25 protein-coding genes are annotated in these 25609 nt (G+C 37.6%); 15 read left to right on the top strand and 10 right to left on the bottom strand.

The annotated features are described in order from the left end of the window. Positions 1–47 precede the first annotated feature (47 nt). Complete coding sequence (queG, locus tag NV349_RS19310; RefSeq protein ID WP_058844477.1) at positions 48–1178, top strand: tRNA epoxyqueuosine(34) reductase QueG; 1131 nt, start codon at positions 48–50, stop codon at positions 1176–1178. A 331-nt stretch (positions 1179–1509) separates the two neighbouring features. Beyond that, entirely contained in the window at positions 1510–1983 is a 474-nt protein-coding gene (gene trmL / locus NV349_RS19305; RefSeq protein WP_058844476.1) for a tRNA (uridine(34)/cytosine(34)/5-carboxymethylaminomethyluridine(34)-2'-O)-methyltransferase TrmL, read from the top strand. A 39-nt stretch (positions 1984–2022) separates the two neighbouring features. Here trmL and NV349_RS19300 read toward each other — a convergent pair whose 3' ends face one another. Next, positions 2023–2868, bottom strand: coding sequence for a VOC family protein (locus tag NV349_RS19300; RefSeq protein ID WP_089934987.1), 846 nt, complete (start codon positions 2866–2868; stop codon positions 2023–2025). A gap of 390 nt (positions 2869–3258) precedes the next feature. On the opposite strand from NV349_RS19300, the gene NV349_RS19295 reads away from it, so the two are divergent. Further along, positions 3259–3432 carry a hypothetical protein gene (locus tag NV349_RS19295; RefSeq protein WP_170829926.1) on the top strand — a complete coding sequence of 58 codons (174 nt, stop codon included), beginning with the start codon at positions 3259–3261 and terminating at the stop codon, positions 3430–3432. A gap of 79 nt (positions 3433–3511) precedes the next feature. Beyond that, positions 3512–4342, top strand: a complete 831-nt coding sequence (locus NV349_RS19290; protein WP_036119032.1) for an aldo/keto reductase — start codon at positions 3512–3514, stop codon at positions 4340–4342. Positions 4343–4946: 604 nt separating this feature from the next. Here the strand turns inward: NV349_RS19290 and NV349_RS19285 are convergent. Then, positions 4947–5786, bottom strand: a complete 840-nt coding sequence (locus NV349_RS19285) for an RluA family pseudouridine synthase (protein WP_036118609.1) — start codon at positions 5784–5786, stop codon at positions 4947–4949. A gap of 54 nt (positions 5787–5840) precedes the next feature. Continuing rightward, entirely contained in the window at positions 5841–6266 is a 426-nt protein-coding gene (locus NV349_RS19280) for a disulfide formation protein C (protein ID WP_036118605.1), read from the bottom strand. Between the two features lie 188 nt (positions 6267–6454). Here NV349_RS19280 and NV349_RS19275 point away from each other — a divergent pair, with 188 nt between their 5' ends. Next, positions 6455–7570 carry a GAF domain-containing sensor histidine kinase gene (locus NV349_RS19275; protein WP_036118602.1) on the top strand — a complete coding sequence of 372 codons (1116 nt, stop codon included), beginning with the start codon at positions 6455–6457 and terminating at the stop codon, positions 7568–7570. A gap of 12 nt (positions 7571–7582) precedes the next feature. After that, positions 7583–8230: a response regulator gene (locus NV349_RS19270; protein WP_036118599.1), complete on the top strand. Its 648-nt coding sequence runs from the start codon at positions 7583–7585 to the stop codon at positions 8228–8230. 72 nt (positions 8231–8302) lie between these two features. Here the strand turns inward: NV349_RS19270 and NV349_RS19265 are convergent, their stop codons facing one another. After that, the gene (locus NV349_RS19265) at positions 8303–9424 is read right to left on the bottom strand and encodes a response regulator (protein WP_271910946.1); all 1122 of its coding nucleotides are present in this window, start codon (positions 9422–9424) and stop codon (positions 8303–8305) included. A gap of 566 nt (positions 9425–9990) precedes the next feature. On the opposite strand from NV349_RS19265, the gene NV349_RS19260 reads away from it, so the two are divergent. Both NV349_RS19260 and NV349_RS19255 read left to right on the top strand, forming a co-directional pair. Continuing rightward, a complete protein-coding gene (locus NV349_RS19260; RefSeq protein ID WP_271910945.1) occupies positions 9991–10917 on the top strand; it encodes a helix-turn-helix transcriptional regulator in 927 nt (308 codons plus the stop codon). 59 nt (positions 10918–10976) lie between these two features. Further along, on the top strand, positions 10977–11726 hold the full coding sequence (locus NV349_RS19255; RefSeq protein ID WP_230593760.1) for an effector binding domain-containing protein: 750 nt from the start codon (positions 10977–10979) through the stop codon (positions 11724–11726). 18 nt (positions 11727–11744) lie between these two features. On the opposite strand, the gene NV349_RS19250 is transcribed toward NV349_RS19255, so the two are convergent. The 4 genes from NV349_RS19250 to NV349_RS19235 form a co-directional block, all read right to left on the bottom strand. Continuing rightward, the gene (locus tag NV349_RS19250) at positions 11745–12653 is read right to left on the bottom strand and encodes a cation diffusion facilitator family transporter (RefSeq protein WP_036118586.1); all 909 of its coding nucleotides are present in this window, start codon (positions 12651–12653) and stop codon (positions 11745–11747) included. A 189-nt stretch (positions 12654–12842) separates the two neighbouring features. After that, positions 12843–14162 carry a hemolysin family protein gene (locus tag NV349_RS19245; protein WP_170829877.1) on the bottom strand — a complete coding sequence of 440 codons (1320 nt, stop codon included), beginning with the start codon at positions 14160–14162 and terminating at the stop codon, positions 12843–12845. Positions 14163–14606: 444 nt separating this feature from the next. Continuing rightward, the gene (locus NV349_RS19240) at positions 14607–15023 is read right to left on the bottom strand and encodes a hypothetical protein (protein WP_271910943.1); all 417 of its coding nucleotides are present in this window, start codon (positions 15021–15023) and stop codon (positions 14607–14609) included. Between the two features lie 171 nt (positions 15024–15194). Continuing rightward, a complete protein-coding gene (locus NV349_RS19235) occupies positions 15195–15398 on the bottom strand; it encodes a YheE family protein (RefSeq protein WP_058843243.1) in 204 nt (67 codons plus the stop codon). Between the two features lie 213 nt (positions 15399–15611). Between NV349_RS19235 and NV349_RS19230 the strand changes: the two genes are divergently transcribed. The 4 genes from NV349_RS19230 (at position 15612) to NV349_RS19215 (ending at position 19504) form a co-directional block, all read left to right on the top strand. After that, the gene (locus NV349_RS19230) at positions 15612–16754 is read left to right on the top strand and encodes a DUF445 domain-containing protein (protein WP_036118576.1); all 1143 of its coding nucleotides are present in this window, start codon (positions 15612–15614) and stop codon (positions 16752–16754) included. Between the two features lie 15 nt (positions 16755–16769). Next, positions 16770–17117, top strand: a complete 348-nt coding sequence (locus tag NV349_RS19225) for a YlbF family regulator (RefSeq protein WP_271910942.1) — start codon at positions 16770–16772, stop codon at positions 17115–17117. Positions 17118–17264: 147 nt separating this feature from the next. Then, positions 17265–17927 carry a ribonuclease H family protein gene (locus NV349_RS19220; RefSeq protein WP_036118570.1) on the top strand — a complete coding sequence of 221 codons (663 nt, stop codon included), beginning with the start codon at positions 17265–17267 and terminating at the stop codon, positions 17925–17927. A gap of 665 nt (positions 17928–18592) precedes the next feature. Then, positions 18593–19504, top strand: coding sequence for a copper amine oxidase N-terminal domain-containing protein (locus NV349_RS19215; RefSeq protein WP_101966583.1), 912 nt, complete (start codon positions 18593–18595; stop codon positions 19502–19504). 257 nt (positions 19505–19761) lie between these two features. Here NV349_RS19215 and NV349_RS19210 read toward each other — a convergent pair whose 3' ends face one another. Beyond that, positions 19762–20157: a hypothetical protein gene (locus NV349_RS19210; protein ID WP_036118100.1), complete on the bottom strand. Its 396-nt coding sequence runs from the start codon at positions 20155–20157 to the stop codon at positions 19762–19764. 173 nt (positions 20158–20330) lie between these two features. Here NV349_RS19210 and NV349_RS19205 point away from each other — a divergent pair, with 173 nt between their 5' ends. Continuing rightward, positions 20331–21836: a coproporphyrinogen III oxidase gene (locus tag NV349_RS19205; RefSeq protein ID WP_058843246.1), complete on the top strand. Its 1506-nt coding sequence runs from the start codon at positions 20331–20333 to the stop codon at positions 21834–21836. Between the two features lie 22 nt (positions 21837–21858). Here NV349_RS19205 and NV349_RS19200 read toward each other — a convergent pair whose 3' ends face one another. Beyond that, the gene (locus NV349_RS19200) at positions 21859–22956 is read right to left on the bottom strand and encodes a CdaR family transcriptional regulator (RefSeq protein ID WP_036118094.1); all 1098 of its coding nucleotides are present in this window, start codon (positions 22954–22956) and stop codon (positions 21859–21861) included. Between the two features lie 164 nt (positions 22957–23120). On the opposite strand from NV349_RS19200, the gene NV349_RS19195 reads away from it, so the two are divergent. Together NV349_RS19195 and NV349_RS19190 are read left to right on the top strand one after the other, a co-directional pair. Further along, positions 23121–24260 (top strand): glycerate kinase, encoded by a 1140-nt coding sequence (locus NV349_RS19195; protein WP_271910939.1) that lies wholly within the window; start codon positions 23121–23123, stop codon positions 24258–24260. After that, a complete protein-coding gene (locus NV349_RS19190) occupies positions 24261–25607 on the top strand; it encodes a GntP family permease (RefSeq protein WP_036118087.1) in 1347 nt (448 codons plus the stop codon). Positions 25608–25609 lie beyond the last annotated feature (2 nt).

Raw genomic sequence — 25609 nt, 5'->3', positions numbered from 1 at the left:
ACTTTATCTATTTCTATTATTGTACCATGTAAGGAGTTGGAAATAAAATGAACATACATGACCTACAACGTGACTTTGTGGCATATGCGATGTCCATTGGCGTTGATAAAATAGGTTTTACAACAGCAGCTCCCTTTACAGAACTAAAGAACAGATTGCGTCGCCAGCAGGAGCTAGGCTACCAGTCTGGTTTTGAAGAAAGTAATATTGAAAAACGTACCGAACCCCTTCAATTATTAAATGAAGCAGAGAGCATTGTAGCGATAGCTGTTGCCTATCCTTCGCGTATGCAAAATGCACCAGTTGGTAAAAAAGGTGCAAGGCGTGGAATTTTTTGTCGAGCTTCATGGGGTGTCGATTATCATACAGCAATACGTGAACGTTTGAAGTTATTATCTGCTTGGCTTGAGGAACACGTCGAGGGTGTGCGAATTGAATCGATGGTAGATACGGGAGCACTTGTAGATCGAGCCGTAGCAGAACGTGCAGGCATTGGCTGGAGTGGGAAAAATTGTTCCATTATAACGCCTGAATTTGGCTCTTATGTGTATTTGGGAGAGCTCATCACAAATATCCCTTTTGCGCCAGATAAGCCAATGGAGGATGAATGTGGAGATTGTCGATTGTGCTTGGATGTTTGTCCGACTGGCGCCTTAATCCAAGGGGGACAACTGAATGCACAGCGCTGTATTGCCTTTCTGACCCAAACAAAGGGATTACTGCCTGATGAGTTCCGAAATCATATCGGCAATCGTCTTTATGGCTGTGATACATGCCAGACAGTATGTCCTAAAAATAAAGGGAAAATTAATTGGATGCATGAAGAATTTATGCCAGATCCAGAGCTTGCCAAGCCATTATTGACTCCTCTTTTAACGATTTCTAATCGAGAATTTAAGGCCAAGTTTGGTCATGTCTCAGGCTCTTGGCGTGGGAAAAAGCCTATCCAGCGTAATGCCATTTTAGCACTCGCTCATTTTAAAGAAGAAGCCGCCATACCAGATTTAATCGATGTTCTTCAAAAAGATGAACGTCCTGTCATTCGTGGCACAGCTGCATGGGCTTTAGGCAAGATAGGTGGAGAAATAGCCCAATCTGCTTTACATGAAGCGGAAGTTACAGAACAGGATGAAGAAGTACTCAGTGAAATTCATAAAGGGTTGCAGTTTTTCCAATAAGTTGAGTCAGGAGCAATTGATTTACTTGCTTTCCATTAGAGGGTAAAATAAGTCTCTCGAATTGTCGGAGGAGTGACTCTAGTTTGAACGGAGGGTGCTCCAAAAGGTTGGGGTTTCGTTCATAAAGGAAGTCGGTTCGCTCTAAAAGAGCCGTGCCTGCTCATAATATGTGGAAAAGTCGCTCCCAAAGAACTATGGCCCGCTTACCGAGAGGGAAAACCGACTCAAAAGAACTGAGTCTCATTTTATCCGAGGGGCTACTCATTCTAAAAAAATCTGGCTCTGTTCAAGAGCCTGCTGAAAGAAATTTTGAATAAGGAAGTGTGTCGTTATGCCATTGCATATCGTTTTATATCAACCAGAAATTCCAGCTAATACAGGGAATATTGCTCGTACTTGTGCTGGTACGAATACATCGTTACATTTAATTCGTCCACTAGGTTTTTCGACGGACGATAAAATGTTGAAACGAGCAGGCTTAGATTATTGGCATAGTGTGAATATTGTCTATCATGATTCACTGGATGATTTTATAGAGCATTCTAAAAATGGAGATGTTTATTTAATCGAAACGTATAGTGATGAGCCGTTTACGACGCATGATTTTAGTGATCAAGATCGAGATATTTATTTTATGTTTGGAAAAGAAACGACAGGGTTGCCAAAGGACTTTGCATATGATCGACGAGATATGTGCTTGCGTATTCCGCAAAGTGATCATATACGTTCACTCAATTTGTCTAATACGGCTGCCATTGTCATTTATGAGGCATTACGACAACAAGGCTATCCAGGTTTACATTAAAAAGGCAGTTCTCCGCATGTGAGAACTGCCTTTTTAATACTAAAACTTCAATAACACAACATTACCAGCAGGGTCTTCTGTTTGGAATCCACCAGCAATTTCTATGACTGGTGCACCCATTACACGAAGGTTTCCTTTCATAGTGGCTGCTTGTTCTTCGTTATCTAGTCGCAAGGAGAATGTTTTCAAACCCACTTGATTTTGGCCAAGCTTTGGAGCATTTTCTGAGTGCCATGTGTTTAAACCGATATGATGATGATAACGACCTGTTGAAATGAATAGTGCTTGGGAACCATAGCGTGTGACAATCTCAAAACCTAAGCCTTTAGTATAAAAATGCTCAGCTTCTGCTAAGTTGGAGACAGATAAATGAATATGACCCATCACTGTACCAGCAGGAAGTCCATTCCAGTTTCCATCTCCTTCTTCTAAAATAGAACGGATATTGAGTGGTTCTGTCACCATATGCACGTAATCATTATGCCATGTCCATTCGCTTTCATCACGATCCACATACACCTCAATACCGTTATGGTCAGGATCATTTAAATAGAGTGCTTCACTGACAGCGTGATCAGAAGCCCCAAGGTGTACACCTTTGTCGTGAAAATGAGTAATGACATTGGCTAGGTCACGGCGAGTTGGCAATAATAAGGCGAAGTGATAAAGCCCTGTCGTCATGCTTCGCTTTTCTTCCACTGCTTCAGGCTGAACAATGGTTAAAAGAGCAGTTTCTCCATCGGTAGTCAACGTAGCTTTATGTGATTCTTGCTGTAAAATTTTAAAGCCTATTATTTCTTGATAAAAGGTTAAAGAGCGTTGGAGATCGCTTACTTTTATTTCAACATTCGTTACATATGTGTTAGGTTTTTCATGGAAATGCATAGAGGATACCTCCAAATAGTTATCTTTTTTTATTAAGTTACTTTATGTAAGTTAGTTTATTTTAAAAACAAATGAAAGTCAAGTATTTCTATTGTTCTACAAAAAAAGAAAATCACTAAGCCTTGCAAAATGCTTAGTGATTTTCTTGAGCTATTATTTGTCTGCTTTGTAGTCGCCTTCGTATCCAGCGGTAAAAATAGCTGTTAAGAAAGCAACTGTTACACCAATGATTAATAATAATTTCATGGAAGTACCCTCCTCATGTTCTAAAGACATCTCTTTTTAGTATAGCCTATCTATTATAAAAATGAAACGACATAGCGGAATAAAATATGTCAGAAATGGTTCAAACATCTCGATATCGGGAAAACTATAAATGAGGTGATCATTATGGAAAAAAAAGTGCCAAACATTGAAAATGGTTCAATGGCTAGAGATATGAAAGAATTAAAAGATTTGGGAAAACAGATGGAGCATTTACGAGATGGTCTTGAACTGGCAGAGGATGAACGTATTGCTGACCCTATACAATTGGAGGAGGATACGGAAATCGAGAAAAAGTAAGGTTTAAAACAGCTGCTTTATTTTTCTTAAATCCAATTTTTTGTATAATGGTACTAGGAAAAGAAAGGGGTTGTGCTTCTTGCATTTACAATCAACGAAAACATTATCAAATGGTGTAGAAATGCCTTGCTTTGGTTTAGGTGTTTATAAAATGACTGAACGTGAAGAAACATTACAGGCTATTGATAAAGCACTTAAATTTGGTTATCGAGCTATTGATACAGCGTCCTTATATGGCAATGAGGTAGAGGTAGGAGAAGCGATTCGTCATTCAGGCATTCAACGTGAAGATATATTTGTTACGACAAAAGTGTGGAATAATGACCAAGGGTATGATGCCACATTACGTGCTTTTGAGGTTTCATTAAAGAAATTAAATATAGATTACCTAGATTTATATTTAACCCATTGGGCTGTCCCAGAAACTTTTGAAGAAACCTATCGAGCAATTGAACGTCTATACGATGAAAAATTAATTCGTGCGACAGGTGTATCGAATCACCATGAGCATCATTTAGAAAAAATACTGGCAAAGGCAAATACGGCTCCGATGGTCAATCAAGTGGAGTTACATCCTTATTTACAGCAGCTCCCATTACGCGCATTTTGCAGTGAACACCAAATTGCTGTTACTGCATGGTCACCGCTAGGGCGCGGAGGCGTACTTACTGACCCTACAATAGTGGAAATAGGGCAAGAAATCGGAAAGACGGCTGCTCAAGTAGTGTTACGTTGGCATTTACAAAACAATACATTGGTTATTCCTAAATCAGTAACACCAAGTCGAATCGAGGAAAACGCACAGATTTTTGACTTTGAATTAACACAAGCCCAGATGGAGAAAATGGCTACATTAAATCGAAATCAACGATTTGGGCAAGATCCTGATCATTTCAAATTTGATTTTTAGGAAATAAGTAAATCCCGCTCTCAAATAGAGGGCGGGATTTCATGTTGTTGAAAAAAGGTAATGTCAACGGCATAATAAGCAATTTTGTAAGGCGAGGGGTTGATTTCCGTTCCGCCAGCGTCCTTTCCAGGGGGCGTCTGATGAGCCGCTTCACTCACTGCGTTCGCTCCAGGGTCTCCTCTGTGACGCTAAATCCCCTAGGAGTGACGCTGGCTCCACTCCAATCAACCATTCTGCAAAAGTGTCTTTTCCTGAACAAAATAGCCCATTATTTATAGTATAAGAGAGGATAGCCTCTTACTTTCAATGTGGAGAAGTGATGTGTGCCAACACCCCACCATAAAAGAGTAGTGAATACCTTCACTTTTTTGCTAAAAAGTGAACATTTTTATTTTATGGATTGGAGTGGAAGGCTACTTGACTCCCGTGGGAATAGCGAGACAGGCGAGCCCCTGCACGGAGGAAGCGGCTCGGCGCCCGCCCACAGGAAAGCAAGTAGCCTGCAACGGAAATCCTTTTTCACCTTTCACATAAATTCTATGGATGGTTTTGTTTTTCAACACTATGAAATCCCGCTCTCAAATAGAGGGCGGGATTTTTTTACTTACTGCTCGTCCTTGACGGTAATTCGTTTATTTAAAAATGGATGTTCAAATTCTAATTGAATCGCATGGAGCTCGTAGTCATCATTTGCTGTTTCTCGTGCGCCATACATTGTATCACCAATAATTGGATGGCCGATATAGGCTAAATGAACACGAATTTGATGCGTTCGTCCAGTTTCAAGAATGAGGTGGACAACACAGGAGTTTTTGTAGCGGGCCACCACTTCATAGTGAGTTACGGCATGCTGTCCCGTGTTGGATACAACCCGTCTTGTCGCATGATGGCGGTCCTTTCCAATTGGTTCAGCAATCGTTCCTGATGATGTACGTAAATTACCCTGTACCTCTGCGGCGTACGTACGAATAATGGATTTTTCTTCAATCATTCGATCAAAAATAGACTTTGCTAATGGGTGTTTTGCTACAAGTAATAAACCTTGTGTCCCTTTATCAAGACGATGAACATGCTCGGCGTATACACCACCTTGTTCTTTAATATGTGCCATAACATGGTTCATACAAGTATGTGTATCACGAGCATCATTCGGATGTGTTGCCATGCCCTTTGGCTTGGAGACGATTAAACAATGTTCATCTTCATAGACTACATCAATAGCACAAACAGGTGTTGGTTTGTAGTTAGATGTCGGAATGGGAAATGTAAATTTTATAATTGTCCCTGCCTGTAAAGGTGTATTCCATTGAATCAGCTCATCATTTGTCAAAGTGATTGCTTTAGCCATACGTAATTCATGGACTAGCTTTTTGCCAAGTCGCCATTGATTGCGTAACAGCTCTTCAACATGTAAGTTATCTTCAGTTATTTCATAATGAAACATAGATCTTCCTCCGTAGAAAAGACCGCATTCCATTGGTAGAACACGGTCTCTCGATTATTTTGCAGCTTTTGAAGCTTTTATTAAATAGAAGCTTGCCCCTGCGATTAAAATAAATGCAGTTAATGCTAAAAACGGAATAGTAATAAAGCCTAGCCAGTTAATATATTGTCCTGTGCAAGAAACCGCGCCGCAGGAAGGGGCATTGTCAGCTAAAAAACTTAGCTTTTGAATTCCGTAATGGTAAAGTGATATACAGCCTCCAATCACAGAAAACACAGCTGTTGTGACAGCGATACGAGCATTTTTTTGGATCAATGCTACTGTCGTCATAATGACGATTGGGTACATAAAAATACGTTGAATCCAACACAATTTACAAGGTTCATAGTGACGAATTTCAGAAAAGTATAATGAACCTAGTGTCGCTACAGCAGACACTATCCATATAAATAATAAGCCATTTTCCTCTTTTTTAGACATATCCATTCTTCCCTTCATAAAACCATGTACTTGTTCGATTATAGTTGTTCTAGTTTTATATGTAAATCAACTTACACAAAATAAGGTATGTTATGAATTTCAGTCTAAAGTATGAACGACTCAAGCAGACGTCTCCAATCCCTTAATGGTATCATTAACAGTAGTAATGCTAAAGAAGAGGTGTTTTCGTGAGGGAGAATGAGCATTCCAATATTAGTATTTTAAAGGAAATTGCTGAACTATTAAATGAAGAAACTGAAATTGTCACAATGCTAAAAGGTGCACTCATCAAATTTTTAAATGGCACTAAATTTGAAACAGGCTGGATTTTTTTTATTGATGCAAAGGGACGCTCAGAGCTTGTTGTCCATGAAAATCTACCAGAGGCATTGGAATTTAATAATTGTCATTATTTAAACAAAGGTGGCTGTTGGTGCGTCTCCCGTTATCGCAATGAAGAGCTAAAAAAAGCCTCCAATATAATTGAGTGTCAACGAATTGAAAGTGCCATTGCAGCAAATGTTGGCGATCATGAAGGAATTACACATCATGCCACGGTACCCCTTCAATCTGGACAAGAACGTTTTGGTGTATTAAATGTTGCATCCAAGGACACGGTACGCTTTTCAGAGGAGGATCTAGCTTTATTAGAATCCGTTGCTTTTCAGATGGGTTCAGCTATTAAGCGAATTTTACTGACAAAGCAGGAGCAAGAAATGGCACTTGTGAAGGAGCGTAACCGTCTAGCACGTGACCTACATGATTCCGTTAATCAACTACTATTTTCTGTTACGTTGACAGCGAGAGCTGGTATTGAGATGACGGATGATTGTGATGTGAAAGAAACATTTAAAGAGATCCAGCATTTAACACAAGATGCACTAACAGAAATGCGTGCGCTGATTTGGCAATTGCGACCGAAGGGATTAGAAAATGGTTTACTTGAAGCCATTAAAGTATACGCTGAAATGCTTGGCTTAAAGCTACATGTTATGGTTTCAGGTGTACTGCAATTCCCCTCTCGTATTGAAGAAACATTATTTCGTGTAGCACAAGAGGCGCTCAATAATGTGCGTCGTCATGCAGGGGTGCTAGAAGCAGCCTTGTATATTACGGTTACATCAACAGATATTTTATTGGTGATTCGAGATGAGGGACGAGGCTTTGTCATCGACAATAATACAAAGCTGCTTTCAATGGGCTTACAATCCATCAAGGATCGTGCAAAATCAGTAGGTGGCACTGCTGACTGGGTAAGTGAAATTGGCAAAGGTACGGAGCTGCTCATCCGCTTGCCATATTAAGGGGGAGAGAACATGATACGTGTATTAATTGCAGACGATCATCATGTGGTGCGTCGAGGACTATTGTTTTTTTTAAAGACACAAAAGGATATTGAGGTTGTGGGAGAGGCGAAAAATGGGCATGAAGCTGTATCATTAGCAGAAAGCATTCAACCAGATATTATCTTAATGGATTTAGTGATGCCTGAGATGGACGGCATTCAGGCAACAAAACGCATCAAAGCAAAATTTCCACAAATAGAAATTCTAATGCTGACTAGTTTTTCGGATCGAGATCATGTAGTTCCAGCAATGGAGGCGGGAGCAGCAGGCTATCAGTTAAAAGATATTGAGCCAGATGAATTGGTCTTATCCATTCGTCGTATTATGCGTGGCGAAAATACATTGCATCCAGAAGCAACGACAACGCTTGAAATGGATCGTCAAGAGTCACAAAATGCACCACATTTATTAAATCCACTAACACCTCGTGAACAAGATGTGCTTGCAGAGCTGACAAAAGGAAAGAGTAATCGAGAAATTGCATCCTCACTTTTTGTCACAGAAAAAACAGTGAAAACGCATATTTCCAATATCTTTACAAAGCTACAAGTGCAAGACCGTACACAAGCAGCACTATATGCGGTGAAGCATGGTTTAACAGAGGGTAGCGGTATTTAAACATGTTTCAAAATACGTACAAAAATATAAGGCGAGCTACTACAAAACAAAGTAGTACTCGCCGTTTTTACATTATTTATATTGAACAAATAATTTTTGGGAGATCTCTAATAAGGTAGCACTTGGTGTCAGTGCTAAATCTTCCTGAAGCTTTTGTTTATATGTTTGAAAAATTTTATAAGCTTGTTCGTGAAGCCCTGCCTGAGTCAACGTGTATAAATAATGTTCAAGCTTTTGTTCATTGTAAGGGTCATAATCAAATAAAGCATGTAGAAATTCAAGAGCCTTCTCAGTATCAGAAAGAAACGTTGTTTGAAACCCCTTCTCTAATAACTCTATGTATGATTTCGTTAATCTATCTTTAGCGGCAGTTGACCACTCATAATCATCGAATACAAAGAGGCCATTTTTATAAATAGAAAGACATTGATTAATCAAAGATATGGAGGGAAACTCCAAGCGTGAAAAATCTTCATGAAGTTTTTGAAAATCATATAGATCACACACAATAGTTGGTTTCTCAAAGATATAGTATTTATTTGAAAAGACGATACAGTTTTCATAGCCGATCATATTCAAAGTCTTTCTTAAATAAGAAAGAGCGGTATGGAGATTAGATTTAGCTCGTACATAGTCTAAATCTGGCCATAGAATTTCAATTAAGTAATCCCGATGAATCGGTATGTTTGGGTGCAAAATAAAGTAAGCAAATAATTCCTTCGTCTTTTCTGTTTTAAAAGCCACTAAGCTATTATTGCTATAGACTGCGAATTGATCAAAGCATTGTACGTTTAACACAGTTTGCGTAGCTTGCTGAAGCATTTGCTGGATAGAATATTCATGCTCAATGCGAGCTACCGTTTTTTCTAAACGAGCAGGACTGATAGGCTTTAATAAATAGTCCAGACCACCAATCTCATAGGCTTGTAACGCAAATTCATGATAGGAGGTAATAAAAATTACGCTCACTTGTGGACGTTCCGTTTTGATAATATCAGCTACTTCAAGTCCAGATAATTCTTGGAGTTTTACCTCTAAAAAGATAACCTCAAACTCTAAATTAGGCAGCTCATTCAGAAAAACTTCGACACTTGTAAAGGTTTGAATAACCTGTATTTGTTGAAAGGCATGTAGTTTATTTTGAAAATAGTGTAAAGCTAAAGGTTCATTGTCTATTAAAACGGCTCGAATCATATCAAACTCTCCTTTTTACAATTAAATTGATAACGATTAAACTCTAGTTCATTTTTGGTGAAAGGCTTCCTATATAGAGTGAAGGGCAAGAAAAGTGAACATCACGTAACTTTTCTATTAAAAATTTGATACTAGAAAAAAGCAATCAATGTTGTAGGATTTTCACAGGCGAGAGTCAAAGAATCCTGTAGTATATTGTCACACACCACGTCAAATCCCTTCATAGAAAGTATTCGCCGTTCATTATATAGAAGATAAAAGTTTTTTATGTTGTGTAAGAGAATTGAAATAATTGTTTAGGCGTTTATTATTAAACTATTCTTATAAAAAAATGAAATAGCATCGTATTGGGAAATAAAAGCTGGACATGTAGCCAAAGCATTGTATTTTCTTATATTGTAAAAATAGTATAATCATTGTAATAATTAATCAGGCGTTATTATAGTACATTTGTCTTAAATAAAACTCAAAAAGTACTTAAAAAATACTTAAAAAGATAGGTTGTTAGTAATTGAAACAAAAAGTTGTATAGGAATTATGGGATATGGATGGAGGAGGATTTCGCTATGAAATTAGAACGTCTGCTAACAATGACGATGATTTTAATCAATCGAAAAAAAGTTAAGGCACAAGAACTAGCGGAGCTATTTAATGTATCCGTTCGGACGATTTATCGAGATATTGAAACACTTAGCTGTGCAGGTATCCCTGTTATTAGTCAACAAGGTGTGAATGGTGGCATTCATTTAATGGAGGGTTACCGTGTTGATAAACAAGTGTTGACGAAGGATGAGCTTATTTCACTTTCTACAGCTATTAAAAGTGCCTTGATTACCTATGAGGATTCGCACGCTGAAGCAGTTCTTGAAAAATTAACATGTATTGCTGATGACCAGGTCAAACAATCTATGGATCACCTTTTTGTAGATTTTAGTCCTTGGGGGCCGAACGTTCTTTTTAAAGAGCATATGACGACATTAAAGAATGCAATAGAGAGCATGCATTGTGTAAGCTTTTACTATTCTACTACGCATGGTGAACAAACAAGTCGGATAGTTGAACCTCATACAATTGTTCAGAAAGGAAAGACCTGGTATTTATATGCCTATTGCACATTAAGAAAGGACTTTCGTTTATTTAAACTTGCGAGAATCAAGAATTTATTGCAAGAGGAGACTATCTTTGAGCGTAAGGAAGTGAATTTAAGTGAGCTGCCATGGGGGAAAAAATGGCATCAACCACAAAACGTCGTCAATTTAGTTATTTTTTTTGATAAAGCCATCACAACATTGGTGGAGGAATCTTTTGGAGCAGAGTATATAGATCATGAGCAGTCTATCATTAATATTGCCATACCAGAGGATGAATGGCTTTATGGCTTCTTGCTTAGCTTTGGTCATCGTATAAAAATCATAGAACCGCTATATATAAGAGATATTATCCAAAAACGCGCACAAGAAATTGTCCTTTTATATAAAAATCAAGACAATTGATGACATACAGCTGTCAGGTTTCCTTTGCTATAGTAAGAACAAATAAAGCGAAAGGTGGAATGATGATGCAAAGCTATTGTCAAAGCTGTGGTATGCCATTAGTAGATGAGGCATTATTAGGTAGTGAAAAAGAAGGGCACAAAAGTCAGGAGTATTGTACATATTGTTATGAGGGAGGAGAGTTTAAACAACCTCAATTAACAGTGAAAGAAATGATTGAAATATGCGTACCACATCTTCAGGAAGATGGTATGCCTGAAAATGAGGCACGTCATATGCTGACATCCTTTTTACCAAGTTTAAAACGATGGAGAAAAGATGAATGGAAAGAGCCAAAAATGGTGGAATTGGAGTCCTTTCAAATCATAGGAATTTCAGCTCAAACAAGTAATGCAAATGAAATGACAGCACAAGCTAAAATCCCACAATTATGGGATCACTTTTACCAACAAAATATTTCAGGCCAAATAGCTGAACGTAAAAATAACAATATTTATGGTTTGTATTCAGACTATGAGACGGATGTGAATGGAGATTACGCCGTTACACTAGGTGTAGAAGTGTCAAGCAATGATGATGAAACACCAGCTGGTTTAGTCGTTAAAACGATGCCAACAGCTAAATATTTAGTTTTTACATCTGAGAAAGGAAGCTTGCCAGAGGTTGTTATCCAAGCTTGGCAAGAGATTTGGACATGGTTTGCAAATGCTACAGTTGAACGAACATATACAGGGGATTTTGAATTGTATGATGAACGATGCGCTAATCCACAAGAAGCACAGGTAGATATTTATATCGCCATTAAATAAAAACAAGTCTCCTACCAATTAATTGGTAGGAGATTTGTCGTCGTTTTGTGGAGGAATCAATTCTACATGGGGCTCGATATGCACAAGAACCTGACAAAAACGATTTTCGCGCATAATGGTATGCTCAATTTCTTCAGTAATGCGGTGACTTTCAAAAACATTTAAATAAGGGTCAACGGTAACCGTTATGTCGATGAAGTACATATTTCCATGTGCACGCCCTTTAAAGTCCAAGAGCTCGATTACACCATCCACATTACGGATTAAGACCGATAATGTCTCCACTTCATCAATATCAAATGCATCTGTCAGACTTTGAACAGCTTCCCAGAAGATTTCTACTGCTGTTTTAATAATTAAAAAGGCAACAATGAGGGCTGTCAGAGAATCGATGATCGGAAAGCCAAAAATAGCTCCAAAAATACCGATGGCTGTGCCGATACTAACAAGGGCATCCGAGCGATTATCAAATGCTGCTGCCTTAACAGCGGCACTTTTAATTTTTTTAGATAGTGCCAAATTATAGCGATAAACGACATACATGACAACGGCACTACCGATTGCTACATAAGCAGTTAACAGGGAAGGTGTTGTACCAGTTGGCTGCCATAAATTTTGTAAAGAATTAATAAGTACTTGGAGACCGACTACAAGCATAATGAATGATGCAACTAAAGAGGCAACCGTTTCAGCACGTAAATGTCCGTATTGGTGGTTAGAATCAGGCGGTCTTTGAGCAATGCGTAATCCAATCAGTACGGCGATGGAGGCGATGATATCCGTGGTATTGTTTAAACCATCTGCTTTTAATGCTTCTGATGTACCAATGTAGCCAATAGTAAGTTTGGCAGAGCTTAGGATTAGATATGTACCAATGGATAGCCAAGCACCTTTTTCCCCTTGCCGTAAATTTGTATAGAGCTCCATTTTGTTTCCCCCTCGCAAAACTTTCGGACATTAGAAAACGACTCCCTCTTAAAAAGGGAGTCGTTCGATCTATTTATTACGGTATTTGCTCCCATCTATAAGATGTGAAGGAAAGACCATATTTATAGCTCGGATTATACAAGCGTGATTTCAATAATACCATGACAAGTACAACGAGGCAATTCAATTTCAGTCCATGACTGCGTCAAATTCATTTGATAAATCACTTTCAGGTAATTTCAGAACTTCTAAGTATAAAATATGGTGCCCATCTAATTCTTTTGCGATAAATTCAAAACCTTGCTCCTGAATACTGTCTCCTTCGACTGCATCAAAACGCTTCGTCATGAACCAACCGCCGATCGTATCAATATCATCATCTTCTATGTCAGTACCTAGTATATCATTTACATTTTCAAGAAGCATCTTAGCATTTAAAATAAAATGATTTTCTGCAATTTCCTGTACTTCTGGGATTTCATCTTCATCGAATTCGTCTTGAATATCGCCGACAATTTCCTCAATAATATCTTCAATCGTCACTAGACCAGATGTTCCGCCATATTCATCCATTAAAATGGCCATATGAATACGTTCACGTTGAATTTTTAGTAACAAATCGTTAATTTGCGTTGTTTCCATCACTCGAATAATCGGTTGCATATAGTCCATAACAGGCTTATCACCATTTTTGGAGTCTTTAATGTAAGCGGTTAACAAATGCTTCATGTTGACTAAGCCGATAATATGGTCTTTATCTCCATCAAGAATTGGATAACGAGTATACTGCTCGACACCCATTAAATCGAACACTTCTTTAATTGTTAGCTCTTTTTCAATGCCGACAATTTCAGTCCGAGGAACCATAATTTCTTTTGCAAGACGATCTGAGAACTCAAAAATACTGTTAACATATTCATATTCTGAGTTATTAATTTCTCCACCTTTTAAACTATCCGATAAAATCATTCGCAGCTCTTCCTCTGTATGGGCTACTTCTGATTCTGACATCATTTTTAAGCCGAAAAGACCAGTTAAACCACGGGCAGATCCGTTTAATAACTTAATGATTGGATACGTAATATTGTGGAATAAAATTAATGGGCCAGATAAGTTTAATGTGACAAATTCTGCTTTTTGGATGGCTAATGTTTTTGGCGCCAACTCCCCAATAACAACATGCATAAACGTTACGATTGAGAATGCAAGTATGAATGAAAGGATAGATGTAATACTACCATTCAAATTTAGAAATTCAAACACTGGGTGCAAAATGATTTCGAATGTAGGTTCACCTAACCAACCTAAACCAAGTGCAGTGATGGTAATACCTAACTGACACGCAGATAAATACTCATCTAAATCTGAAACAACTCGTTTTGCATTTTTCGCTTTCTTATGCCCTTCTGCGAGCAATTGATCAATGCGGGTAGATCTCACTTTTACGATTGCAAATTCAGTTGCAACGAAAAATCCTGTCATTATAATTAGTAGGGCGAATGCCGCCAACCTAATGGTTATCTCCAATATGTCTCCGTCCAAATAATTCCTTTGTTCCCGCCCGAATGAGGGAAGTAAACAAAGTGTACACCTCCTATGATTTAAAAAATTGTTGGATGTCTCAATAATAAATTATTTAAAAGAAAAACACAAATATTGACAACGATTTTTTCGCTAGTTTTTCCAGTACCTTTTTGAAAAAAGTAACTAGATTCAAATACCAAAAGATTGTAATTGCCATAGCTATATGCTAACTTTAAAAAGAGCAAAGATAGTTTGTTTAGGGAAAGAAGCATTTTGCATCTCATATATTACGACACGTCAAAAAATCTCAAGAGTGCTTTAGCTTGCGGATTTTTTTAAATGAATTATTTTTTATAGCTAAAAGGGGAGTCTCGATTATTTGAGACTCCCCTTTTCTATGCAAAAAAAATGTTGCCATTTTTTACTCGGTTATTCTTGTTGGAACCGTAATTTTAAACATGCCTTTTCAACATCATGAACGGTTTCCTTACTAGGTATTACGCCTGTGAAGGGAGCAATAGATACAGGTGCTTTTTCTGTAATGCCCTGCTGTGTTAATACATAATTTTTTCCATTATACGTTAAATAGAACATTTTACTTGATTTCTTCCCGAAAGAGCTAGTAGAAGAATCAAAAAAGCCCTTTAATTGACTGCAATATTCATTGTAGAAGTCGCTTTTATAGCCAGAAAGTTCTTCGAATTTTTTACTATTCATAGTACCCGCTTCATCGGCTAGTTCAAATATTTTGGTTGAAAATTCTGAAAAAAATTCTTTTACTTTTGTACGAATTAATGCTTTTGAATTATAGCTGTTTAAGTCATCCGAAAGTGTGACTTTACTCATTGAAATGGCCCCCTGCATAAAAAACATTTACTATTAAGCTGATACCATAAATGTATAAGAAAAATATACAAATTTCAACATGAATCAACATAATTAGCTTAAAGGACGTGCTATTAGTTAGTAAATATAGGTAGTTTTATGCGGAATTATTACGAAAAAATGACTACTTTTTTAGTCGTATACGTGGAACAGCATGAGTTCATGTATCATTTTTTTAACATCCTCTTCGTTTGGTGGAATTGGTCCTATCCATTGAATTGTCCCATCCTTTATATATTCAGCCTGATATCGTTGTCGTTGATAAAAAAATGAAATAGCCCACCCAGGAATTTGGGCATTGTCAAATAATGGTTTAAAACTGAAATGCTGAATCATCATCTAAACCTCGTTTCTATTGTATGTAGTTCATATTATTCAAGGATAATGGTAATTTTGCAACTATTCGCTTTTAGGATAGAAGTTAATAGCATAAGATTGGAAATTCTAAAGAGGATATTTCTTTCGTAGAAAATCATTGCTCTGCTATAATGAGTGCAGAAGGCGACAAAATACGCCAATCGTGAATACAATTGAAATGAGAGGATACTAATGGATAATTTTATCGTGACATTACTTTTTATGGCAATTATTGGGGCGGCAATTGGTGGCGTAACAAATCATCTGGCCATTAAAATGCTTTTTCGTCCACATAAAGCAATATATATTAAAAACTGGCGATTACCGTTTACGCCAGGTCTTATTCCAAAACGACGTGATGAATTAGCAAAACAGCTAGGTCTCACAGTAGTAAATTACTTATTAACGCCTGAAACATTTAGAAAGAAATTTTTCTCAAAAGATATTCAGGACAAAGTAGAACAATTTGTGCAAGCAAAGGTTGAAGAGACAGTCTTTACAAACGATAAAACCATTCAGGATTGGCTAAACTTAGCAGGATTTTCACAACTGTCAGCTACCATTGAGCAGAAGGTTGAAGCGATAGTTGAGGGACAATTTTCGGCAGTAAAGAATACACTATCAACAAAATCAATTCGTTCTCTGCTATCTGATGATATTCAAAATACGATTGATGCTAAAATTCCTGTAGCGGTTCATCATATTTTAGAAAAAGGTGAGGATTACTTTTTATCACCAGAAGGCGAAATGACAATCAAGGCGATGATTGATGATTTTTTATCATCAAAAGGCTCTCTTGGTGGCATGATCAATATGTTTTTAGGTGATTCCTCCTCACTTGTTGGTAAAGTTCAACGTGAGCTTGTGAAGTTTTTACAAGCGCCAGGAACGTCAACATTACTAACAAAAATATTTACACAGGAATTGGAAAAATTAAAAGATCGACCAGCAATGGACTTTTTACAAGACGTTCAATTTGAACCAATTTTATCGAAATTACAAGTGTACGTGAAAGAGCAATTAGCAATCGCTGAACGTTTAAATCAACCGATTTCTTATTACTGGCCTGAAGGAAATGAGTGGGCGAAGTATACGGTGATTCCACAAGCTATAGAAAAAGCTTTTGTGAAAGCTGAGGAAAAACTTGAGGATGTACTAAAACGTTTAAACTTACAAGAGGTTGTTAGAGAGCAGGTAGACTCTTTCCCAGTAGAAAAATTAGAGGAGCTTGTATTAGGTATTTCAAAACGTGAGTTTAAAATGATTACCGTATTAGGTGCAGTTCTTGGTGGATTGATTGGGATTGTGCAAGGTTTAATTGTTTACTTTATTTAAAAGGAGAATGTATGAATGATTAATATTTATAATGACATTAATGCGTTAGAGGCAACTTTTCGGAAGATTCCTGAGTTTGAAGCTTTAAAAGCTGCAGTTGAAGTTGTAAAGAATGATGAAGAGGCATTAAATGTCTTTAAAAACTTCCGTAAAATCCAAATTGATTTACAGAAAAAACAATTAGCAGGTGAGGATATACTGGAAGATGAGCTTGTCTATGCACAAAAAGCAGCACAGCTTGCACAGCAAAATAAAAAAATCTCAACGATGCTTGAGTCAGAAATGAAGTTAAGTAAAGTAATCGAAGAAGTGAATCGCATTTTAATAAAACCTATTCAAGGTTTATACGAAGGAATTCAATAAATAAAAATGTGATAAATTGCAATTTAAAAAGGAATAATTGTCCTCGGAATTGCACATATAACAAGTAAGAAGAAAACGTGTATCCGCAAGTGGTCGGTACACGTTTTTACTTTATGTATAAGTTAGGGAGTATCGGAGGTTATGATTATGCATGTCATCATTGAATGGACTTATAAAACACCAAAAGGAGCAACAACTGTTTTACGTTCAGCTGAAATGCCTGCTGCTCAAGCATTATTACTAGCAGAGGATATGGAAAGAACGGGAAGAGTAAAATCGTTACATTGCATAGATCGGCAAGATACCAATTGGTCACTGAAAGAGCTAAAAGCCTATTTAAAGGAAATAGAGACGGAGCCGCATAATATTACTGTCTATTTTGATGGTGGGTTTGACCTTGGGACAAGGCAGGCAGGGTTAGGATGTGCCATTTATTATGAACAAAATGGTAAACCTTTCCGATTAAGAAAAAATGCCTTTTCGTCTGAACTAAAATCAAACAATGAAGCAGAGTATGCGGCACTTTATTTAGGCTTAGTGGAGCTGGAATTGTTAAATGTTCATCATTTGCCTGTGAAAATTATAGGAGATTCGCAAGTAGTCATCAATCAGTTAAATGGGGAATGGCCTGCTTTAGAAAAGGAGTTAGCAAGCTGGGCAGATAAAATCGATGCCAAGCTAGAGCAGTTTAACATTCAACCGGAATATCAGCTGGTCTCCCGTAAGGATAATGCTGAAGCGGATCGTCTTGCTACACAAGCGTTAAATGGTATAGATATTACAGGCTTGAGAGAGATTGTAAAAGACTAATGAAGAAGAGGAGGCAGTAGTGACTGTTACCTCTTCATAGTGTTGAAAAACAAAACCATCCATAGAATTTTTGCAAAAGGTGAACATGGATTTCCGTTGCAGGCTACTTGCTTTCCTGTGGGTGATCGGGAGTCAAGTAGCCTTCCACTTCAATTCATAAAAATGTTTCTTGTTAGCAAAGGTTTTGTAATAAAGTGAAGTATTCACTTTAGCAAAGGTTTTGTAATAAAGTGAAGTATTCACTTTAGCAAAGGTTTTGTAATAAAGTGAAGTATTCACTTTAGCAAAGGTTTTCAAATAAAGTGAAGGTATTCACTACTCTTTCTGGAGGGGGTGTCACTCATCGCTTCTCCACATTGACAATAAGAGACTATCCTTTCTCTACTCATAAAAAATAGTGAGTTATTTTCACTACGGCTCGTATGAAAGATAAGAAAAGGACACTTTTGTACATGGTTGATTGGAGTGAACGCAGTGAGTAGAGCTTGCTCATCGAATGCCCCCTGGAAAGAACAATGGCAGAACGGACATCAACCATCGCCTTTCAAAATGGCTGTTTCTGCTGATGACATCACCTTTTTTCATAAATTTCTCTGCTTATGATGAAACTTTTCCCATTTTAAAACTACTACTCCTTTGAACTCAAACAATAAGGAGAGATTTTTATGAACATGAAAAAGATAGCACCAGTGGCAATGACTGCATTATTATTTGGAAGTGCCATGGTGCCAGTAGCTTCAGCAAATGAGCAGCATGCTACAGAAGCAGAAGTACCACAAATTCAAATAGATCCAGTACACATTTTCAATAATACGCGTGGTACTGTGGAAGATGTTCGTGTTGGAGAAAACATTACATACTACACTGTAAAAGACGGCGAGCAAATAAATGTATTAGAAATGACGAAAGATACTCTTGTGTTTGACAATACAGGTAAGAAAGTGGATCTTCAAAAAGGAGATAAAGTAATCGCTTATACATTTGCCAACAAGCCTCAAAAATATATTTATCCACCACAATTCAATCCTGAGGTTGTCATTGTAGAATCAGAAGAAGTTGGCTTTGTTGAAGTTGATTATTTCTTTGAGGATTTAACGAATACGTATGATATGTTAAAACTAAATATCGGTAATGAAACAGAGCTATTAAACGCAAAAAGTGAAAAAGTAGAGGCTAAAGATTTAACAGAGAAGCACCTAGTTGTTTTCTATACAGCCTCTACTAAAAGTATTCCAGCACAAACAACACCATCTAAAGTGATTGTACTGGATGATTATCCCGCAACTACGACGAATCCAGTAAATGAAGAAATTGATAAAATTATCACATCAGACTCTTACGAAGTAGCTGGTACAAAAATGGTGCCATTACGTATAATTGCTGAAAAGCTTGGCTTCAAAGTGGACTCAACTGGTAAAGGGGCTATTCTTACAAAGGGAAATATGTCTTACACATTGACGCGTGGAGAAACAACATTTGGCTATAATAAAGCATTACGCACACTAAAAGTAGCACCAACACTGAAAGACACAAAAACCTATGTACCAGTTGAATTTGTTGAAGAATATTTAAAATAAAAGATTAAAGATGATATCAATAGCTGAAAAAGTCTTTTTGACCAAGGCAAAAGGTTGATTTTCGCTCCGCCAACGTCCTTTCCATGGACGTCCGACTCCGGGAGGATAGCGAGACGGCGAAACTGATTTTGTTCGGCGTAAAAGCAGGCAAGTAAGTGGCCTAAAACGAAAAGCCTTTTTCGAAAGTTTATTGTTTGTTTTTTAACACTAGGAGAGTATGCCGAAAGTTTTTGGCATACTCTTTTCATTTGTGGTCATTATGCTATTGCTATGGGATAGTAGTTTTTCAAGGAAGCATAGGTAGGATACCTTTTTGCAAATTGTTGAAGACATTGCTTAAAAGACACTGTATTCATAAAATTTTTGGCTAATGTCATTTCATCTGAATACAGTAAAAATTGCTGGGAGTGTTGTTGAATAAATTCTCTTGCTTTTTCATAGTGCTCATTGATAGAGATGGCACCATAAATGTCTTGTTGGTTGATTATATAGATAAAATCACAAAGAACATGATGTGTGCCATATCTAAATAAAACCGTTACATATAATGTTTTTTCATCACAACGTTCTAAGTCAAACTGGTGAAATGTTATTTCTATTTGATGTATAAAGCGAGAAATGTCTATTCGGTTGCTATTTTTTAAAATAAACACTATCAACACCACCTTTTTAAAAATTATAATGATAAAGAAATAGTTTGTCTATTTGAAAATTGAATATTCTGTTATTTTAGGATTGTAATTGTTACTTTGCTTAAAGACATAGAAATTTGTTAAACTTAAATCTGCACTATATCTGGAATAAGAAAAGAAGAGAGCGAAATAAGATGAAAATTATTCACATAGATCAAAAATATCCTGAGGATTGGATAAGGGTATTAAATCATATAGCGAATTTATTTTTTGAGGACTCCAAGCTGAAGGTAGAACCAGAGGGAGCAGATATGTCTGCATCATTTGATTATCAGACTGGGGACGATTTTTCCATTTCTACAAAAGCCGTATTGACTGTAGATGGGCAGCAATATACAAATGAATATAGCATTCAATATGAATCAGCAGCGACTGATCGTGAGCTAAATATTCGTATGAAACGTGCATTATCACATGTATTTTTAAATGTGCTTGAGCAGCATACGGGGATGCATCAGCAATGGGGGATTTTAACAGGTGTGCGCCCAACAAAGCTTTATCATAAATTTAGAAAAGAAGGGAAAAGTGAACAAGAGATTGCTGATCTTTTGATTCGAGATTTCCGTTTATCAGAGGACAAGGTGGCACTATTAAAGGAAATTGTGGAACGACAATTAGTAACCATTCCTGATATAGATGAGATTGGGCAAGAGATTAGTGTTTATATCGGCATTCCATTCTGTCCGACGAAGTGCGCGTATTGTACTTTCCCAGCCTATGCGATTGGTAGTAACCGTAAGCAAGGTCGTGTGGCAACCTTTTTAGATGGCTTGCATATTGAGTTGCGCGAAATGGGCAAATGGTTAAAGGACAATAATATGAAAATCACCTCTATCTATTGGGGAGGCGGCACACCAACTTCAATTGAGGCAGATGAAATGGACGCCTTATATCAAACAATGTATGAGTCTTTCCCAAATCCCGAAACAATTCGAGAGGTGACTGTTGAAGCCGGCAGACCAGATACAATTACACCTGAAAAATTAGAGGTACTAAAAAAATGGGGCATTGATCGTATTAGCGTTAACCCGCAATCATATACAGATGAAACATTAAAAGCAATTGGTCGTCATCATACGGTTCAGGAAACCATTGATAAGTTTTGGCTTGCACGAGAATCAGGTATGAACAATATTAATATGGATCTCATTATTGGATTACCGAATGAAGGGGTAGACGAGTTCCAGCATTCTTTAGAAGAATCTGCTAAGATGCAGCCAGAATCATTAACGGTTCATACGCTATCATTTAAACGAGCGTCAGAGATGACACGTAATAAGGATAAATACAAAGTAGCGGATCGCGATACAGTGGCCGAAATGATGGAAATGGCACAGGTTTGGACTAAAGAAAATGACTATGTTCCATATTATTTATACCGTCAAAAAAATATTTTAGGTAATTTAGAAAATGTCGGCTATAGTAAGGCTGGTGAAGAAAGTATCTACAATATTGTGATTATGGAAGAGGTGCAGACAATCTTAGGGATTGGCTGTGGAGCATCCTCTAAATTTGTTCATCCTGAGACAGGAAGAATTACGCAATTCCACAATCCGAAAGATCCAGCAGCCTATATTATGACCTTTGAAGAGGCTATTGGGAAAAAAATAGAGTTTTTAGATGAATTATATAAAGCATAAAGGTAAAGGCAATCTGCGTTGTTCAGGTTGCCTTCATTATTTGTAGTGTTCGCAATGTACAGGCCATTTTTAAAATAACGGCATCCTCGAAATATTGTGGGTCGTAGCCTGTCATTTCTCTTATTTTATTTAATCGGTAGGTAAGCGTATGACGATGAATAGCCAGTTGTTGTGCACAAAGCTTTAATTGTAAATTACAGTCAAAAAATGATTGTAATGTTTCCAACTGTTTAGCATCCATATTTTTCAGTATACGATGATGAAATGCTTGTACTTCTTCTGATTCTCGAGGCTTAAAAAGAGAAAATAACTCGACATCTTCAAAAAAGGTTAATTCATTCTGGACTGTTGCAAATTCTAGCGCTGTTCTTGCGCCTTGGTAGCTATAGGGAAGCTGTGATAGATGTTGCACAACAGGACCAATACCTATTTGAAGGGAAGGCAGCTTCTGTTTCTGTTTGCGTAGCGCTTTGATAATGGGACGACAACTCTGTTCTTCACAATTTGTCAGCAGAATATAGTATTCTTGCAATTGGCTATGGCCGGCAAGAATAGGCTGTTTATAAAATAAATCCTCAAAAAAGAGGGGAATTGAATTTTCTACGTAAGATGTCTCATTAAAGCTCACTAAAATCACTTGAAAGGGAGCTTTTAGAGCAAAGGGTAATTTTTGAATTCGTTCATTTAAGGCTGCATCTAACTTACTACCATGAACAAGTGCTTCAAATATATAATCATTATTTTTTCGTTGCCATTCACTTTTAGATTCAACAATGGCTTGGTGTGTCATAATTTCTGTTGTGAGTTGTACAAGATTGGCAATTTCAAACATATCCTCAGACTCTCCTGTGATGCCAATAACCCCTACTACTTCATCCTGATACATGATTGGCATATTAATGCCTGGTTTTGTGTTCGGATACTGCTCGATATTTTCTTCGTTAATAATTAATGTCTCTTTTGTTTGTGTCACATGAAGCGCACCTTCATGAATATTTTCCACCCTCATTTTATCGCCAGAGGCTAAAATCACGCCACTTGGGCTAATGACGTTAATATTGTGGCGCAAACGTAGCATCGTTTGATGTACGATTTCTTCTGCTAATTTTTTCGTCAACATGTTTATACACCTCGCATAAAAAACAGCCTGTTATAGGACAGTTAAATTGTACACCCATTATAATGTTTTCTGAATTTATTGTCATTATAATAAATTGTAAGCGCTTAACTTAGGATATGAAAATTTACGTAAATGTCAATGGACGACATAAGTGGAGGTATAGCATGAAGGTCATCATTAGTCCAGATTCCTACAAGGGTACTCTGTCAGCAGTTGAAGTAGCAAAATCAATGCAGGAAGGAATCCTGGATGCGGATCAATCGATTGAAACAATCGTATTACCAGTTGCAGATGGGGGAGAAGGCACGCTACAATCACTGATTGCCTCTACAGAAGGTCAATATTTTTCTGTAAACGTCCTAGATCCATTGGGAAGGGCAATTCAGGCTCAATATGGAGTGTTGGGGGATCAAGTAACATGTGTTATAGAAATGGCCCAAGCATCTGGCATTATGCTGCTACAAGATAATGAGAAAAATCCAGAGCTAGCTACATCTTATGGCACTGGCCAGTTAATTAAAGCCGCACTCGATCAAGGCTATAGAAAGTTTATTATCGGCATTGGTGGAAGTGCCACGAATGATGCTGGGATTGGAATGTTACAGGCATTAGGCGTTCGATTAATGACGAAGGATGGTTCAGAGCTAGAGGCTGGAGTTTCTAATTTAGTGAAATTAAATGTTATAGATATTAGCCAGCTAGATGCTAGATTAGCCGAGGCGACATTTACAATAGCCTGTGATGTTGATAATCCGCTCATTGGTGAACGAGGGGCAACAGCCATTTTTGGTCCACAAAAAGGTGTCCGAAAACAGCAGATTGCCGAATTTGATCGCTGTTTAAAGCATTTTGCAGATATTGTTGAAGCCCAATTTTCCATTCGGCTGCATGATTATAAAGGTGCGGGAGCTGCTGGGGGAATGGGTGGTGCTTTAATCGCATTTTTAAATGGAACATTTTATGCAGGGATTGATATTGTATTAGATGCTGTACAGCTTCAGGCACATTTAGTAGAGGCACAGTTAGTGATAACGGGTGAGGGAAAATCCGATCTCCAAACATTACATGGTAAGGCACCATTGGGTGTAGCGAAGGCTGCTAGACTTGCTAAGGTAGAGGCATTGTTATTATCGGGAGGAATCGATGGAAAGGCAAAGGCAGCTCTGCAAGAGTATTTTACAGTTATCGAATCTTTAGTAGATGAGGAGACTAGTGTGCAGCAGGCGATGCAAGATCCTACGCACTATATTCGCTTAAAAACTAAGAGATTGATTGAGCGTACCATACAAAAGGGGGATGACTAGATGTTGTTCATCATTATTTTAATAGGGGTATTATTTGTTGTACTGGGGACGGCTAAGTTAAAGCTTCACCCGTTTTTAGCGCTATTAATTAGTGCTTTCTTTGTTGGAATGGCATCAGGGATGCCATTATTATCAGTCGTTGAAAGCATTAATACTGGATTTGGTGGCTTGATGACAAGCATTGGCTTAGTTATTATCGCTGGTACGATTATAGGCTTAATATTAGAAAAGTCAGGTGCTGCCTATCGAATGGCGGAAGTCGTGTTAAGAATTGTAGGGCCAAAGCGTCCTCAATTAGCGATGTCTTTAATTGGCTATATCGTGTCCATTCCAGTGTTTTGTGATTCAGGCTTTATTATTTTATCCAGCTTACAAAAATCATTAGCAAAGCGAGCAAATGTCACAATTGCTTCAATGGCAGTAGCTTTAGCAACAGGCTTATTTGCTACACATGTATTAGTACCACCAACTCCAGGACCTATTGCAGCAGCAGGGAATATTGGTGCTGCGGATTATTTAGGAACGGTCATTGTCATTGGTTTATTAGTAGCGATACCAGCGACATTTGTAGGTTATCTATGGTCGGTGAAAGTGGCGACAAAGATTCGAGTACCCGAAGATGAGGTAGAGGCATTAGATTATGAGGAAGTGATTAAATCTTTTGGCAAAATGCCGTCAACATTTAAAGCCTTTTTGCCAATCGTTTTACCAATTGTGTTAATTGGTCTAGGTTCTATAGCAGCATTAGTTGGTGATACAGAATCGACATTCAATACAATCTTTAAATTTTTAGGTTCACCAACAGTAGCTTTATTTTTAGGTGTAGCATCGGCATTTTTATTATTACCTGAAATTAGTGAAACGACATTAACGGGCTGGATTGGTGAAAGCTTAAAAGAAGCGGCTCCTATTTTACTTATTACAGGAGCTGGCGGTTCATTTGGAACTGTTATTAAAAATGCTGGTGTTGGAGAAATGCTTCAGGAAATGGATTTAGGCATGTTTGCATCAGGTACATTATTCCTTCTTGTGCCATTTATTGTAGCAGCAGCATTGAAAACAGCTCAAGGTTCTTCCACAACGGCACTTGTGATCACCTCTACTTTAGTAGCGCCAATGCTTGTAACATTAGGAATTGAGGGAGCGGTACCGTTAGCATTAGTGGTGATGGCAATTGGTGCTGGAGCAATGACAGTTAGTCATGTGAACGACAGCTTTTTCTGGGTAATTACACAGTATAGTGGCATGGAAGTCACACAGGCCTATAAAGCACAAACGGTCGCAACTTTATTGCAGGGTCTTGTCACAATTACAATTACGATGATTTTATGGTGGATATTCGTTTAAAG

The organism is Lysinibacillus sp. OF-1 (assembly GCF_028356935.1).
Taxonomy (GTDB): domain Bacteria; phylum Bacillota; class Bacilli; order Bacillales_A; family Planococcaceae; genus Lysinibacillus; species Lysinibacillus fusiformis_D.
This window is presented reverse-complemented; position numbering and strand designations above follow the sequence as displayed.

Bases quoted from the DNA above. Each gene is read 5' to 3' on its own strand.
- queG (WP_058844477.1), top strand. From the start codon at position 48: ATGAACATACATGACCTACAACGTGACTTTGTGGCATATGCGATGTCC.
- trmL (WP_058844476.1), top strand. From the start codon at position 1,510: ATGCCATTGCATATCGTTTTATATCAACCAGAAATTCCAGCTAATACA.
- NV349_RS19300 (WP_089934987.1), bottom strand. From the start codon at position 2,868: ATGCATTTCCATGAAAAACCTAACACATATGTAACGAATGTTGAAATA.
- NV349_RS19295 (WP_170829926.1), top strand. From the start codon at position 3,259: ATGGAAAAAAAAGTGCCAAACATTGAAAATGGTTCAATGGCTAGAGAT.
- NV349_RS19285 (WP_036118609.1), bottom strand. From the start codon at position 5,786: ATGTTTCATTATGAAATAACTGAAGATAACTTACATGTTGAAGAGCTG.
- NV349_RS19280 (WP_036118605.1), bottom strand. From the start codon at position 6,266: ATGTCTAAAAAAGAGGAAAATGGCTTATTATTTATATGGATAGTGTCT.
- NV349_RS19270 (WP_036118599.1), top strand. From the start codon at position 7,583: ATGATACGTGTATTAATTGCAGACGATCATCATGTGGTGCGTCGAGGA.
- NV349_RS19265 (WP_271910946.1), bottom strand. From the start codon at position 9,424: ATGATTCGAGCCGTTTTAATAGACAATGAACCTTTAGCTTTACACTAT.
- NV349_RS19260 (WP_271910945.1), top strand. From the start codon at position 9,991: ATGAAATTAGAACGTCTGCTAACAATGACGATGATTTTAATCAATCGA.
- NV349_RS19255 (WP_230593760.1), top strand. From the start codon at position 10,977: ATGATGATGCAAAGCTATTGTCAAAGCTGTGGTATGCCATTAGTAGAT.
- NV349_RS19250 (WP_036118586.1), bottom strand. From the start codon at position 12,653: ATGGAGCTCTATACAAATTTACGGCAAGGGGAAAAAGGTGCTTGGCTA.
- NV349_RS19240 (WP_271910943.1), bottom strand. From the start codon at position 15,023: ATGAGTAAAGTCACACTTTCGGATGACTTAAACAGCTATAATTCAAAA.
- NV349_RS19235 (WP_058843243.1), bottom strand. From the start codon at position 15,398: ATGATTCAGCATTTCAGTTTTAAACCATTATTTGACAATGCCCAAATT.
- NV349_RS19230 (WP_036118576.1), top strand. From the start codon at position 15,612: ATGGATAATTTTATCGTGACATTACTTTTTATGGCAATTATTGGGGCG.
- NV349_RS19225 (WP_271910942.1), top strand. From the start codon at position 16,770: ATGATTAATATTTATAATGACATTAATGCGTTAGAGGCAACTTTTCGG.
- NV349_RS19220 (WP_036118570.1), top strand. From the start codon at position 17,265: ATGCATGTCATCATTGAATGGACTTATAAAACACCAAAAGGAGCAACA.
- NV349_RS19215 (WP_101966583.1), top strand. From the start codon at position 18,593: ATGAACATGAAAAAGATAGCACCAGTGGCAATGACTGCATTATTATTT.
- NV349_RS19205 (WP_058843246.1), top strand. From the start codon at position 20,331: ATGAAAATTATTCACATAGATCAAAAATATCCTGAGGATTGGATAAGG.
- NV349_RS19200 (WP_036118094.1), bottom strand. From the start codon at position 22,956: ATGTTGACGAAAAAATTAGCAGAAGAAATCGTACATCAAACGATGCTA.
- NV349_RS19195 (WP_271910939.1), top strand. From the start codon at position 23,121: ATGAAGGTCATCATTAGTCCAGATTCCTACAAGGGTACTCTGTCAGCA.
- NV349_RS19190 (WP_036118087.1), top strand. From the start codon at position 24,261: ATGTTGTTCATCATTATTTTAATAGGGGTATTATTTGTTGTACTGGGG.